Below are 13,653 nucleotides of genomic sequence, written 5' to 3'. Positions count from 1 at the left end.
GCCCTCGCCACCGCCTGCCTCACCGCCCAGGACCTGGGCATGAACGGCTACCTGCCGCGCTGCTGGAGGTGAAGGCGCCTGCCATTGTCGAGCGACCGCCCCAGCTTCGACCACTGCCCGCTCGAGGAGAGAGGAGGCGCCTGAGTCGAGACAGCCTAGGTCCCCGGCTGGACATAGGGGACGGCCTCGAACAGCCGCCGCTCGTCGCCCCGGGGATCGTCGACCACCCGGGTGTCGCTGTCGAAGACCATGGTCGCCCGGCGGTCCAGCTCGTAGCGCGGCCAGGACGGCAGGGCCGCGGTGTTGGGATCGCCGGTCCGCGCCAGGGCGATGAAGGCCTCGCTCATCTGGTCGGCGACCTTCTGGTGGGCAGGGGTCGCAGCGTAGGGCGACCCGGCCGCCGTGACATTGTCGAAGGCGAGCGCGATGTCGGCGGCGTGCGGCGCCCCCAGCCGTCCGCCCTGCGCGCCGGTTCTCAGATCCAGCTGATAGACCCAGCCCGGCGCCCCGGCCCGCGCCCTCTCCTCGGCCTCGATCACCTGGCCGCGCCAGGACCGCCCCGCCGTGGTGGCGGCGAAAAACACGTCCGTCGGCGAATAGTGCGGGTAGAGCCGACGATAGGTCGCCACCACATGGTCCGGATCGATATCGACCCGCATCTCCGGCCCGATCCGCGACGCCACCTCCTCCCAGCGCATGGCGAAGGGATCGGGCTTGGAGCCCGCGAGGAAGGCGCGGGTCTCGTCGTGGGTGTTGCCGAGGATCATCGGGATCTTGAGCCCCTGCGGATGGGCGTCCGGATAGAAGGGGTGGCGCGCCAGGCTGCGCTGGTCCAGCACCGGCCCGAAATAGAGCCGCCCGGGCGTGAAGGGATCGGCCGCGGCCAGGCCCTCGACCAGCCTGGCGGCCGGCAGGGTCGCGGCCTCGGCGGCGCGGTCGGGGGAGAGGCCGATGGTCTTGAGGAACAGCTCCATCCGTTCGGTGGCGTGCAGCGGCCCGGACGCCGTGACCTGCTGGCCGCTCATGGTCGCCGCCGAATGGAACAGGCCCTTGGCCGCCGGCATGGCCATCATGGTGGCGATCTTCGCCCCACCGCCGGACTGACCGAACACCATGACCCGGCTGGGGTCGCCGCCGAACTCGGAGATGTTGTCGCCCACCCATTTCAGGGCCAGCACGATGTCCAGCATTCCGGCGTTTCCGGAGTCGGCGAACCCAGGCCCCGCCAGCTTGGCGAGGAAGCCGTAGCCGAACACGTTAAGCCGGTGGTTGAGCGTCACCACCACCACGTCGCCGCGCCGGCAGAGCCGGGCCCCGTCATAGAGGGGCGAGCTCCCCGAGCCCGACGCATAGGCGCCGCCGTGCAGATAGACCATCACCGGCCGCCTGGCGCCGTCCCGCAGTCCCGGCGTCCAGACGTTGAGGAACAGGCAATCCTCGCTCTGCGGTTCGTCGGCCTTGCCGGCCTGGGGCGAGGCCGGGCCGTGGGCGACGCTCTCCAGGGTCTTGGTCCAGGGCGTGGGCGCCACGGGTGGACGGAAGCGCCGGGGGCCGGTGTCGGCGCCATAGCGGACGCCCTTGAACACCTTGATCGTCCCGTCGGCATAGCCCCGCACCGGGCCGTGGCGGGTCCGCGCCGTGGGCGAGGCGCCCGCCGCGAACGCCCCGCCGGGCAGCAGCAGGCCGGCCGCCGCGAACAGGTCGCGCCGATTGAGGTGGTCCATGGATCGTCCTCCCACGCCCACCCTAGAACCTATGACACCGGTGTCACAAGTAGCCACGCCACGGCGGACCCGCTATCTCGAACGGGAAGAGGAACGCCCATGTCCGACCTGCCCGCTGTCGTCCGCGCCGAAACGCAGTTCGAGATCCGCGTGGGCGAGGATGTCGCCTTCGCCGAATACCGGTTGGAGCCGGGCGCCATCGTCTTTCCACACACCGTGGTGCCAGAAGCGCTCGGCGGCCAGGGGATCGGCAAGCGGCTGATCGAGGCGGGCCTGGCCTATGCGCGGGAGAACAAGCTCTGGGTGAAGCCCACCTGCAGCTTCTTCCGCGCCTACATCACCAAGCGTCCCGAGCTGCTGAAGCTGGTTCATCCCGACATGCGCGATGGGTTGAGGGCAGCTTAGGCGGCCAGGCCCTGGATCTGCGCGGCCAGGCGGCGGACCCGCTCCGGACCGCCCAGCAGCTGGCGGTTCAGGCCCACCCGCTTGAACCAGAAGTGCAGGCCCAGCAGGTCGGTGATCCCCATGCCGCCGTGCACCTCGGTGGCCGTGCGGGCGACGAAGCGGCCGATCTCGGAGGTGTGGGCCTTGGCGTGGGCGGCGGTCAGGGATGACTCGTCCCGCGCCTCATCGAAGGCGTAGGCGGCGTACCAGACCAGCGCCCGGCAGGGTTCCAGCTCGGCGGCCATCTCGGCGCACATGTGCTTCACCGCCTGGAAAGAGCCGATCACCCGGCCGAACTGCCGCCGCTCCTTGGCGTAGTCGACGGCTTTCTCGATCATCACCTCGCAGGCGCCGAGGCTGTCGGCGGCCAGGAGCACCCAGGCCGCGTCGCGCAGCCGGGCCAGGGTCCCGGGCCCGCCCAGCGGCTCGGCCGGAGTCTCGTGGAAGGTGAGCTCCCCCACCCTGCGCGTCTGGTCGATGGTGGTCATCGCCGCCCGCGTCAGGCCCGCCGCGTCGGCCTTCACCAGATGCAGGTTCCCGCTCCGGTCGGCGACGACGAACAGGTCCGCCGTCAGGGCGTCGGTGACGAACAGCGCCTTGCCGGTGAGCTTGCCGCTCGCCGCCGTGACGCCGGCCCCGTCCCGGGCCCCGGCCACCGGCTCGGAGATCGCCAGGCCCGCCGTGACCTCGCCGGACGCGAGCTTCGGCGACCATCGGGTCTGCTGGTCGGCCGACCCGGCCTCGTTGAGCGCGATGGCCGCGGCCACACCGCCCAGGAAGGGACCCGGCGTCACCGCCCGCCCCAGCGCCTGGGCAGCGAGGGCCGCATCCAGCAGGGTCAGACCGAGACCTCCGTACGCTTCGGGGGTGACCACGCCGGCCAGGCCGAAGTCGGCGATGGCGCTCCAGATGTCGGCGCCCGCGTCGGCCGGGGCACCCGCATAGCGGCGCACGCGATCGAGGGGAACGCTGTCGGACAAGGTGCGCGACAGACTGTCCTGCATCATCTTCTGGTCTTGGGTGATCGAGAAATCCATGGCCTAGACGCTCGCCAGCTTGGGTTCGCGCGGCATGCCGAGTCCGCGTTCGGAGATGATGTTCTTCTGGATCTGGGCGGTGCCGCCCCCGATGATCAAACCCAGATCGAACATATAGCTTCTCTGCCAACTTCCCTTCGACCGGAGGTATGGTCCGTCCTCGTAGAGCACCCCCAGCTCGCCCAGGGCGTCGATGGCCAGCGCCGCGATCTGGTGGTTCAGCTCGCAGCCCTGCAGCTTGACCACCAGGCCCGCCATGCCGGCGGACTCCCCGGTCATCGAGGCGGTCAGCAGCCGCAATCCATTGAATTTCATCGTCAATACGCGCGCCTGAAGCTGCATTAGCCGGTCGCACATCACCGGATCGTCGATCAGCCGGACCCCGTCCACCCTCTCGGTCTTCATCAGTTCGATCAGCGAATGCAGCCTGGCCTCGGTGGCGTTGGGATCGCCCAGCATTCCCCGCTCGTGCTTCAGGGTCGCATTGGCCACGAACCAGCCCCGTCCCCGGCCGCCGACCACCGCGCTCTGCGGAACCCGGACGTCGGTGAAGAACACCTCGTTGAACTCCGCCGACCCGGTCATGGTCTTCAGCGGGCGCACCTCGATCCCCGGGGTCTTCATGGGGAACAGCACATAGGAGATGCCGTCATGCTTCGGCGCCTGGGGCTCGGTGCGCACCAGGCAGAAGATCATGTCCGCCTGGGCCGCGGTGCTCGTCCAGATTTTTGATCCGGAGATCAGGAAGTCATCGCCGTCCTCGGTGGCCTTGGTCTGCAGGCTGGCGAGGTCCGAGCCGGCGCCCGGCTCCGAATAGCCCTGACACCAGACCACCTCGCCGCGCAGGGTCGGCGCGATCCAGCGCTTCTTCTGCTCCTCGGAGCCGACCTCCAGCAGGGTCGGGACCAGCATGGAGATGCCCTGGTTGGCGAAGCCGCGCGGCGCGCCGGCGGCGGTGAATTCCTCGGTGATGATACGGGACTTCAGGATGTCGGGCTCTGCGCCGTAGCCGCCGTATTCCCGCGGAATTGTCCGCGCCGCATAGCCGTGGTCGATCAGCAGGGCCTGCCATTCCAGAGCCGCCTCGCGCGGCCGTTCGTCGCCGGCGTTGGGGGCGTAGCGGTCCTCGTGGGTTTGCAGGAAGCCGCGCACCTCGTCGCGAAAGGCCTCCATCTCCGGCGTCAGCTTCAGGTCCATGGCGTCCTCCGAACGGTGTCGGACCTAAGGCCAGCACCGGGCGCGCGCCGGGGCAAGCATGACCTGGCGGAAGCCGGTGATCGTGAATTGCGGCGAAGGATTGGAAGAACAGATTCTTTGAACTTGGCCGGCGTCGTGCGGTCTTCTGCGAGAACTACCGTGGACTGTGCAACTCAACCCCAGAGCCCGAAGTCTCGAACCTCGTGGGGACAGCGAGGGTCAGCGCTAGATTGTCGCATGCCGTCTGCAAATGTCGGTTTTCATTGGTGAAATCTAATTTCACCAAACGACGGTTTTCCCTTCCGGTAACTCTTTCTTCAAGGCGTCGTCGTTAACCAAGGCCGTGACGATGTTTCGATGATCGGCGAGCGGAGGCATCGTTGAGCAGTAAAATCGGCACAGCGTCAAAGTAATTGGGGGAATAATTGACAGTATTGCGTGACGCGAAGAGCTCGATCCGAGATCAGGGCATGATTCTGCGGACTGCAATCCCCAGCCAAGACCCCGTCCGACTCCGCGCCGTCCCGATACCCTCGCCGAGACCTGGCGATGATTGCCGCGCGCCATCCCAAAACCCGAGCACCCAGGAAAGCCCGTGTCGTTCAACAATCTGAAGATCTCACGCAAGCTGACGATAGGGTTCGCCGCCGTGGCCGTGGCCATGGCCGGCATGGGCGGCGCCATGCTGATGAACCTGCGCGCCCTGGACGCGGCGCGGCTTGAGACCCAGGAAGGCCATGAGGTCCTGGCGGCCCTGGGCGAAGCGAAATTCTACCTTACCCGCCAGGAGAACAGCTATCGCGGCTACCTGCTGTCGAAAAACCCCTACTACGCCGAGCGCGTCGACAAGCACCGGGCCAATTTCAAGAAGCGCCTCGCAGCCGTCCGGCCGCTGCTGACCGACACCCCCGAGCTCGCCGGCAAGATCGAGGAGGCCGAGGTCGCCGCCGACAAGTGGTTCACCGACGTCGTCCGCGCCGGCATGGCGCTGAGCGCCGATCCGGCCACCCTGCCCCGCGCCATCGAGATGGTCGGTCCGGACGGCCTGGCCGACACCGTGATCACTCCGGCCGAAGACGCCATGGACGCCGTGGTGGAGGCCGAGACGGCCAGGCTGGCCGTCCTGCAAACCCAGCAGGTGGCCTCGAGCCGCAGCGCCTATACCTGGCTGATGCTCGGCCTGGGCCTGGCCATGACCATCGCCGTGTTCCTGGGCGGGCTCCTGACCCGCACCATCGCCCGCCCGGTGACCGCCATGACCGCCGCCATGCGCAAGCTGGCCCAGGGCGACTTCGAGGCTGTCATCCCCGCCGTGGGCCGCAAGGACGAGGTCGGCCAGATGGCCGACGCCGTGGCGGTGTTCAAGACCGCGGGCCTGGAGAAGCTGCGCCTGGAAGGCCAGACGGCCCAGGAGCGCAGGGCTGCCGAGGACGACCGCAACCGCCATGAAGCCGCCCGCGCCGCCTCGGCGCGCGAACAGGCGCTGGTGGTCCAGGGCCTGGCCGAGGGGCTGGATCACCTGAGCCAGGGCGACCTGACCCATCGCATCGGCGGGACCTTTCCGACCGACTACGTCAAGCTGCAGAGCGACTTCAACGCCGCCATCGGCCAGCTCCAGGAGGCCATGACGGTGGTGGTCACCAATGTCGGCGGCATCCGTACCGGCGCGGACGAAATCTCCATCGCCGCCGACGACCTGTCCCGGCGCACCGAGCAGCAGGCCGCCAGCCTCGAGGAGACCGCCGCGGCCCTGGACGAGATCACCGCCACGGTCCGCAAGACCGCGGGCGGGGCCAAGGCCTGCTCCGACGTGGTCTTGGCCGCGCGCGGCGACGCTCAGACCTCCGGCGAGGTCGTGCGCCACGCGGTCTCGGCCATGAGCGAGATCGAGAAGTCGGCCCAGCAGATCAGCCAGATCATCGGGGTGATCGACGAGATCGCCTTCCAGACCAACCTGCTGGCGCTGAACGCCGGGGTCGAAGCGGCCCGGGCCGGTGACGCCGGCAGGGGCTTCGCGGTCGTGGCCTCCGAAGTCCGGGCGCTTGCCCAACGCTCGGCGGAAGCGGCCAAGGAGATCAAGACGCTCATCTCGGCCTCGACCCAGCAGGTCGGCCAGGGGGTGCGCCTGGTGGGCGAAACCGGCCAGGCCCTGGACCGCATCGTCGGCCGTGTGGCCGAGATCGACAGCCTGGTCACCGAGATCGCCGCGAGCGCCCAGGAGCAGGCCGTCGGCCTGCAACAGGTCAACACCGCTGTTAACCAAATGGATCAGGTTACCCAGCAGAATGCCGCCATGGTCGAGCAGTCGACCGCCGCCAGTCATTCCCTCGCCACGGAAGCCGAGGCCCTGGCGGGATCCATCGCCCGGTTCCGCATCGGCCAGCCGCAGGCCGCAGCGCCCCGCGCCCACGCGCCCGCCCCGCAGATGCGGCGGACGAGCCGTCAGGGTTCGGCGGCGCGCAGGGTCGAGCCGAGCGTGGATGGTTGGGAAGAGTTCTAGGTCGCCGCACGTCAGCGGTCTGAGAGGGAAGCGTATGATGTCTGAGTTTGCCGTTACGGCCCAGGTCAGTCTGCCACCGGTCCTCGACCTGCAGGCGGCCGAGCCGCTGCGCGCCGAGCTGATGGCCCTCCGAGGTCGCCCGATGGCGCTGGACGCCTCCCAGGTGACGCGCCTGGGCGGGCTTTGCCTGCAGGTTTTGATGTCGGCGCGAAAAATCTGGGTTGAAGACGGGGTTTGCTTAACGGTGGATCAACCGTCTTCAGGCTTTTCAGAGCAGTTGGCTGCGTTTGGCGGCCCCGAGCTGCAATTCCAGCCCGAAGGGGGACTCTCGTGAGCAAGACCGTACTGACCATCGACGACAGCCGCACGATGCGAGAAATGCTGAACCACGCCCTGGTTCAGGCCGGCTACACCGTCATCCAGGCCGTTGACGGCATCGAAGGCCTCGAGGTCCTCAAGGCCAACGGCGCCGACGTGGTGATCACCGACATCAACATGCCCCGGCTCGACGGCTTCGGCGTGATCGAGGGGGTCCGGGCCAATCCCGACCACCGCGCCACCCCGATCCTGGTCCTGACCACGGAAAGCGACGCCGCCAAGAAGGAACGGGCCCGCGCGGCCGGCGCCACCGGCTGGATCGTGAAGCCGTTCAATCCGGTCAAGCTGGTCGAAGCCGTCCGCCGCGTCGCCGCCTAGCCCAAGCCACCTGTCGGAGCGTTCCGTTGGATCCGTTCGAGAGCATCAAGCAGACCTTCTTTCAGGAGTGCGACGAACTCCTGACCGACGCCGAGCAGGGTCTGCTTGCCATGGAGGCGGGCGACGCCGACGGTGAAACGATCAACGCCGTCTTCCGCGCCGTCCACTCCGTGAAGGGCGGCGCAGGCGCGTTCGGCCTCGAGGACCTGATCCGTTTCGCCCACGTCTTCGAGACGGTGATGGACGACCTGCGGTCGGGGAAGATGGAGCTGACCGACGAGGTCGCCAAGACCCTGCTGCGGGCCTTCGACGTCCTTGCCGACCATGTGGCCGCCGCCCGGGACGGCGGCGCCGTCGACGAGGGCCGCTCAGCCCCGATCCTCTCCGAGATGAAGGCCTTGATCGGCGGCGAGGGGCTGGACGACGACGATCTCGGCGGCGACGAGGACTTCGGCTTCGTGCCGATGACCGTGGCCATCGAGGGCGAGGACGCCCCGGCCTTCGATCCCCCGGCCCTGGACCAGGCGCCGTCCGCCTTCGAACCCATGGCCGACCTCGCGCCCGAGCCGGTCTCCGGCGCGCGCGTCTGGCGCATAGGCTTCGCGCCGAGGTCGGAGATGTACGCCAAGGCCAACGAATCCGGCCTGGTGCTGCGCGAACTGGCCCGGCTGGGCGAGATGGACGTCAGGCTGGACGCCGACACCCTGCCGCCGCTGGACCAGCTCTCGGCCGAGACGGCCTATCTCCACTGGACCATCCTGCTGACCACCGAGGCCGACGAGGCCACGATCCGCGAGGTGTTCGAGTTCGTCGAGGACGACTGCGACCTGACCATTGAGCCGGCGGACGGCAAGGCCGCACCGCCGCCGCCCTCGTCCGACCTGTCCGACGACGCCCTGGCCGCGGCCAGCGCCGACGCCCCCCTCGACATCGCCGCCCTGCTGGCCCGCGTGGCCGGCGAGGCGCCCACTTCCGAGGCCGCGCCCGAGCCGGAGGCCGTCGTGGCCCCGGAACCGGCCGCCGATCTCGACGTCGCGGCCCTGATCGCCAAGGCCCAGGCGCCGATCGCGCCGGCCGCTCCAAAGGCCGTGGCCGCGCCCGTCGCCAAGGCCGCGCCGCCCGCCGCGAACGCCGGCGGCCAGGCCATCGTCCCTACCGCCACCATCCGCGTCGACCTCGACCGGGTCGACCGCCTGATCAACGCCGTGGGCGAGCTGGTCATCCAGCAGGCCATGCTGTCCCAGCAAGTGATGGAAAGCGGCCTGGCCCGCTCGTCCAATGTCGCGCTGGGCCTTGAAGACCTCGAACTGCTGACCCGGGAGATCCAGGACAGCGTCATGGCCATCCGCGCCCAGCCGGTGAAAAGCGTGTTCCAGCGCATGCCGCGCCTCGCCCGCGAAGTCGCCGACATGACCGGCAAGCGGGTCAAGCTGGTGATGGAAGGCGAGGGCACCGAGGTCGACAAGACGGTGATCGAGCGGCTGACCGACCCGATCACCCACATGCTGCGCAACGCCATCGACCACGGCCTGGAAGATCCGGAAGGCCGCATCGCCGCGGGCAAGCCGGCCGAGGGCGTGGTGCGCCTGCGCGCCCTGCATCGCGGCGGCCGCATCGTCATCGAGCTGCAGGACGACGGGCGCGGCATCAACCGCCCGAGGGTCCGCGGTATCGCCATCGAGCGCGGCCTGATCGCCGAGGACGCGGTGCTGTCCGACGAGGAAGTCGACAACCTGATCTTCCTGCCCGGCTTCTCCACTGCCGACACCATTTCCGATATCTCCGGCCGCGGCGTCGGCATGGACGTGGTCCGCCGCTCCATCCAGGGCCTGGGCGGGCGCATCACCATCTCGTCGGAGCCCGGCAAGGGCTCGAAGTTCACCATGTCCCTGCCGCTGACCCTTGCGGTGCTGGACGGCATGGTGGTGACCGCCGCCGAACAGACCCTGGTCGCCCCGCTGTCGGCGATCATCGAGAGCCTGACCCCCCGCGCCGAGGACGTCCACTTCGTGGGCGGCAAGGACGCAGTGATCCGCATCCGCGAAACCTTCGTGCCGCTGATCGACGTCGGCGTGGCGCTGGGCTTCCGTGAGACCGCCCTGCCCCCCGGCCAGGGCGTCGCCGTGCTGGTGGAAAGCGAAGGCGGCGGCAAGGCCGCCCTGCTGGTCGAGGCGATCCAGGGCCAGCGCCAGGTGGTGATCAAGAGCCTGGAAGCCAACTACCAGCAGATCGATGGCATCGCCGCGGCCACCATCCTCGGCGACGGCCGCGTCGCCCTGATCCTCGACGTCGACGCGCTGGTCACCACCCAACACCGGCGGAAGGCCCCGCCCCGCGCCGAGAAGCGAATGGCTGGATGAGCATGATCGACACCCTGAGCCATACCGCCGGCGCCCGGCGCGAACTGATCGCCTTCCGCATCGGCGACCAGGAATTCTGCGTCGACATCATGCAGGTGCGCGAGATCCGCGGCTGGACCGCCTGCACGCCCCTGCCCCGCACCCCGTCCTACATGAAGGGCGTGATCAACCTTCGCGGCGCCGTGCTGCCGATCGTCGACCTGGGCGCGCGCCTTGGCCTGGCCACCACCGAACCGACCGCCCGCCACGTGATCATGGTGGTGAGCGTCGGCGGCCGCACCCTGGGCCTGCTGGTCGAGGCGGTGAGCGACATCATCAATATGAGCGACGACATGGTGCAGCCGACGCCCGACGTCGCCTGCGACCAGGTCAAGACCTTCGTGAAGGGCCTGTTCGCCATCGACGGGCGCATGGTGAGCCTGATCTCGCTCGACCGCGTGCTGCCCGAGACCGAGGCGGAGGCCGCATGAGCACTTCGCCAGATACCCGCAGAGGCGGATCCGGACTCGTCGAGGGCGAGTTCCTGTTCACGACCGACGACTTCAACAAGATTGCCCAGATCCTCCACAGCCATGCGGGCATCGCGCTCGCCGAGGGCAAGGCGGCGCTGGTCTATTCGCGACTGGCCAAGCGCCTGCGCTCGCTGGGCCTGCGCTCCTTCCGCGACTATTGCGCCCTGGTGGAGGGTTCTCAGGGCGTCGACGAGCGCCAGGCCATGATGGCCGCGCTCACCACCAACGTGACCCGCTATTTCCGCGAGCCGCACCATTTCGACCACCTGCGCGACGTGGTCATGCCCAAGCTGGTCGACAAGGCTCGGAAGGGCGGACGCATCCGCCTGTGGTCGGCCGCCTGCTCCAACGGCCAGGAGCCCTACTCCATGGCCATCACGGTCCTGGCGGCCCTGCCCGAGGCGGCCAACCTGGACGTGAAGATCCTGGCCACCGACATCGACCCCAACATGGTCGCCGAGGGCAAGGCCGGGATCTACCGCGAGGACGCCGTGGCGCCCGTGCCGCTGGAACTGCGCCGCAAGTGGTTCAAGAAGGCGGCCGGCGGCTGGGAAGTGGCCGACGAGCTGCGCCGCCTGGTCTCGTTCCGCGAGCTCAACCTGATCGGCGACTGGCCCATGCGCGGCAAGTTCGACGCCATCTTCTGCCGCAACGTCGTGATCTATTTCGACGAGCCGACCCAGGAGCGCATCTGGACGCGTTTCGCGCCCATGCTGGAACCCGGCGGCACCCTCTATATCGGCCACTCAGAGCGGGTCACCGGCCCCGCCACCAAGATCTTCGAGACCACTGGCCTCACCACCTATTCGCTGAGGGCCGGCCGATGACCATTGGCGTTCTCGTGGTCGACGACAGCGCCACCATGCGCGGATTGATCGGGGCGGCGCTGAAGCGCGACCCCGACATCGAGGTCCTGGGCTTCGCCAACGACGCCATCGAGGCGCGTGAGCAGATCAAGAAGCTCAATCCGGACGTGGTGACCCTGGACATCGAGATGCCGCACATGAACGGCCTCGATTTCCTGGAAAAGATCATGCGCCTGAGGCCGACGCCGGTGGTGATGGTCTCGACCCTGACTCAGTCGGGCGCCGAGATCACCCTGCAGGCCCTCGAGCTGGGGGCGGTGGACTGCGTGGCCAAGCCGGTGGGCGGCGTCACCGTCCAGCAGGCCTTCGCCGACCTCACCGCCAAGGTGAAGACCGCGGCCAAGGCCCGGGTGAAGCCCTATGGCGGCCCGGCGGCGCCGGTGGAGCGCGACGCCTCCTATCGCGCCTCCGACACCATCCTGGCCCTGGGCTCCTCGACCGGCGGGGTCGAGGCCCTGATGACCATCCTGGGCGCCTTCCCCGAGACCTGCCCGCCGACCGTGATCACCCAGCACATGCCGGCCACCTTCACCAAGAGCTTCGCCGCGCGGCTTGACCGCATCTCCGGCGCCCACGTCACCGAGGCCCAGGACGGCGACCGCCTGCAGCCGGGCCACGTCTACATCGCCCCAGGCGGCGATGCGCACATGGAGATCGCCTCCTCCTCCCACCCCGTGATCCGGCTGCGCGACGGCGAACCGGTGAACGGCCACCGCCCGTCGGTCGATGTGCTGTTCGAGTCGATCGCCAAGCTGAACCGCCGCTCGGTCGGTGTCATCCTCACGGGCATGGGCCGCGACGGCGCCCAGGGCCTGCTGGCCATGAAGAAGGCCGGCGCCCGCACCCTGGGCCAGGACGAGCCGTCCTGCGTGGTCTACGGCATGCCCCGGGTCGCCTTCGAGCTGGGGGCTGTCGACAAACAAGTGGGCCTGTCTCGGATGGGCCCCGCCATTCTAAACCTCTGCGCGGCCGCAGAATCCCAGAGGAGCGCTTCCTGATGCCCGCCGCCGTCACGATCAAGACCCTGATTGTCGATGATCAACAGACCATGCGCTCGCTGATTCGGACGAGCCTGCATGCCCTGGGCATCACTCAGACGCGCGAAGCCCCGGATGGGGAAGAGGCCCTGCGCAACCTGCTAAGCGCTCCGGTGAACCTGGTGATCACCGACTTCAACATGCCCAAGCTGGACGGGCTTGGCCTGCTGCGCGCCATCCGCGCCCACGGACCGACCTCCAAGACCGCGGTGATCATGCTGACCGGCCGCGCCGACCGCGAGCTTGTGCAGCGGGCCGTGCAGTTCGGCGTCAACAACTACCTGGTGAAGCCGTTCACCACCCAAACCCTAAAAGAAAAAATCGAAGCGGTGTTCGGCCCCCTCACATGATCGTTGAAAACGTCTCCAAGCGGCCAGGCAAGCGGATCCATGTCGTGCAGGGTGAGCACGCCATCTCCTGCGATCCCGATGTCCTACTGACCACGATCCTCGGATCGTGCGTGGCCGTATGCATGCGCGACGGCAAGACCGGGGTCGGGGGGATGAACCACTTCCTGCTTCCGGAGGGCAAGGCAGACGGCGTCGACAACGAGAGCCGGCGCTACGGCGCCTACGCCATGGAACTGCTGATCAACGAGCTCCTGCGCTCCGGGGCGCGGCGCGAGCGGTTGGAAGCAAAACTTTTCGGTGGCGCGAGGATGTTCGGCGGGCTCTCCGACGTGGGCGCCTCGAACGTGGCCTTCGCCGAGAAATTCCTTCGCGACGAAGGGATTCCAGTGGTGGGTTCCAGTCTCGGCGGGCTGCAGGCCCGGCGGGTCCAGTACTGGCCGACCACGGGACGGGCCCAACAAAGAACCGTCACTGATAACGCCGAGCTAACCCGTCTGCGCGATCCTGTGCGGATCAAGCCCGAGCCGGTCGAGGACGAAGGGTCTGTGGAGTTGTTTTGATGACGCGAACCGCCGCCGCCATCCAGACCCCCGAGGTCCTGGCGTCCATCGCCGTCGAGCTGGAGCATGCCGGCGAGCTGTGCGATCGGCTGGAGACGCTTGTCACCCTGCTCGTGCGCGCCAGCCGCGGCGAGCCGCTGGCCATCGCCCTGGAAGAAGCCCAGACCGTCGACGTGCTGACCCAGCACCTGGCGGCCCTCGCGACCTTCACCCGCAAGCTCTCCGCCCAGGCGCAGAGCGGCGACTATGACCTGACCGACGCCGTGGCCGGCGTCACCCTGGGCGACCTCGCCAATCGGCTGGCCCAGTCGACACGCGAGGCTCCCTCGCGCACCAAGGCCGACGCCGGCGATCTAGACCTCTTTTAGCA

At 68.6% G+C, this 13,653-nt stretch carries 14 protein-coding genes; 11 read left to right on the top strand and 3 right to left on the bottom strand.

All coding sequences use genetic code 11. The features are described from left to right. Nucleotides 1-155: 155 nt before the first annotated feature. Nucleotides 156-1,724 (bottom strand): carboxylesterase/lipase family protein, encoded by a 1,569-nt coding sequence (locus M9M90_RS03760; RefSeq protein ID WP_254835827.1) that lies wholly within the window; start codon nt 1,722-1,724, stop codon nt 156-158. Between the two features lie 99 nt (nt 1,725-1,823). Here M9M90_RS03760 and M9M90_RS03755 point away from each other — a divergent pair, with 99 nt between their 5' ends. Further along, on the top strand, nt 1,824-2,129 hold the full coding sequence (locus tag M9M90_RS03755) for a GNAT family N-acetyltransferase (protein ID WP_254835826.1): 306 nt from the start codon (nt 1,824-1,826) through the stop codon (nt 2,127-2,129). Here M9M90_RS03755 and M9M90_RS03750 read toward each other — a convergent pair. Continuing rightward, nucleotides 2,126-3,205 (bottom strand): acyl-CoA dehydrogenase family protein, encoded by a 1,080-nt coding sequence (locus tag M9M90_RS03750; protein ID WP_254835825.1) that lies wholly within the window; start codon nt 3,203-3,205, stop codon nt 2,126-2,128. The genes M9M90_RS03755 and M9M90_RS03750 overlap by 4 nt on opposite strands. Before the next feature lie 3 nt (nt 3,206-3,208). After that, nucleotides 3,209-4,402 carry an acyl-CoA dehydrogenase family protein gene (locus M9M90_RS03745; protein ID WP_254835824.1) on the bottom strand — a complete coding sequence of 398 codons (1,194 nt, stop codon included), beginning with the start codon at nt 4,400-4,402 and terminating at the stop codon, nt 3,209-3,211. A 595-nt stretch (nt 4,403-4,997) separates the two neighbouring features. Here M9M90_RS03745 and M9M90_RS03740 point away from each other — a divergent pair. From M9M90_RS03740 to M9M90_RS03695, 10 genes are read left to right on the top strand one after another with little or no spacing between them, the layout of a single operon-like run. Beyond that, entirely contained in the window at nt 4,998-6,902 is a 1,905-nt protein-coding gene (locus M9M90_RS03740; protein ID WP_254835823.1) for a methyl-accepting chemotaxis protein, read from the top strand. Between the two features lie 34 nt (nt 6,903-6,936). After that, on the top strand, nt 6,937-7,236 hold the full coding sequence (locus tag M9M90_RS03735) for an STAS domain-containing protein (RefSeq protein WP_254835822.1): 300 nt from the start codon (nt 6,937-6,939) through the stop codon (nt 7,234-7,236). Next, the gene (locus tag M9M90_RS03730) at nt 7,233-7,598 is read left to right on the top strand and encodes a response regulator (RefSeq protein ID WP_254835821.1); all 366 of its coding nucleotides are present in this window, start codon (nt 7,233-7,235) and stop codon (nt 7,596-7,598) included. The genes M9M90_RS03735 and M9M90_RS03730 overlap by 4 nt, the downstream gene beginning before the upstream one ends. Nucleotides 7,599-7,624: 26 nt before the next feature. Beyond that, the gene (locus M9M90_RS03725) at nt 7,625-9,958 is read left to right on the top strand and encodes a chemotaxis protein CheA (protein ID WP_254835820.1); all 2,334 of its coding nucleotides are present in this window, start codon (nt 7,625-7,627) and stop codon (nt 9,956-9,958) included. A 2-nt stretch (nt 9,959-9,960) separates the two neighbouring features. Then, nucleotides 9,961-10,428, top strand: a complete 468-nt coding sequence (locus M9M90_RS03720) for a chemotaxis protein CheW (RefSeq protein ID WP_254837216.1) — start codon at nt 9,961-9,963, stop codon at nt 10,426-10,428. Continuing rightward, a complete protein-coding gene (locus M9M90_RS03715) occupies nt 10,425-11,297 on the top strand; it encodes a protein-glutamate O-methyltransferase CheR (protein WP_254835819.1) in 873 nt (290 codons plus the stop codon). The genes M9M90_RS03720 and M9M90_RS03715 overlap by 4 nt, the downstream gene beginning before the upstream one ends. Beyond that, a complete protein-coding gene (locus M9M90_RS03710) occupies nt 11,294-12,334 on the top strand; it encodes a chemotaxis response regulator protein-glutamate methylesterase (protein WP_254835818.1) in 1,041 nt (346 codons plus the stop codon). The genes M9M90_RS03715 and M9M90_RS03710 overlap by 4 nt, the downstream gene beginning before the upstream one ends. Next, complete coding sequence (locus M9M90_RS03705; RefSeq protein WP_254835817.1) at nt 12,334-12,723, top strand: response regulator; 390 nt, start codon at nt 12,334-12,336, stop codon at nt 12,721-12,723. Before M9M90_RS03710 ends, M9M90_RS03705 begins: the two co-directional genes overlap by 1 nt. Next, complete coding sequence (locus M9M90_RS03700) at nt 12,720-13,283, top strand: chemotaxis protein CheD (RefSeq protein ID WP_254835816.1); 564 nt, start codon at nt 12,720-12,722, stop codon at nt 13,281-13,283. The genes M9M90_RS03705 and M9M90_RS03700 overlap by 4 nt, the downstream gene beginning before the upstream one ends. Beyond that, nucleotides 13,283-13,651, top strand: coding sequence for a hypothetical protein (locus tag M9M90_RS03695; RefSeq protein ID WP_254835815.1), 369 nt, complete (start codon nt 13,283-13,285; stop codon nt 13,649-13,651). The genes M9M90_RS03700 and M9M90_RS03695 overlap by 1 nt, the downstream gene beginning before the upstream one ends. Nucleotides 13,652-13,653: the final 2 nt, after the last annotated feature.

Source organism: Phenylobacterium sp. LH3H17 (genome assembly GCF_024298925.1).
Lineage (GTDB): Bacteria > Pseudomonadota > Alphaproteobacteria > Caulobacterales > Caulobacteraceae > Phenylobacterium.
Note: the sequence above shows the minus strand (reverse complement) of the source record. Positions and strands in the feature narration are given on the sequence as shown.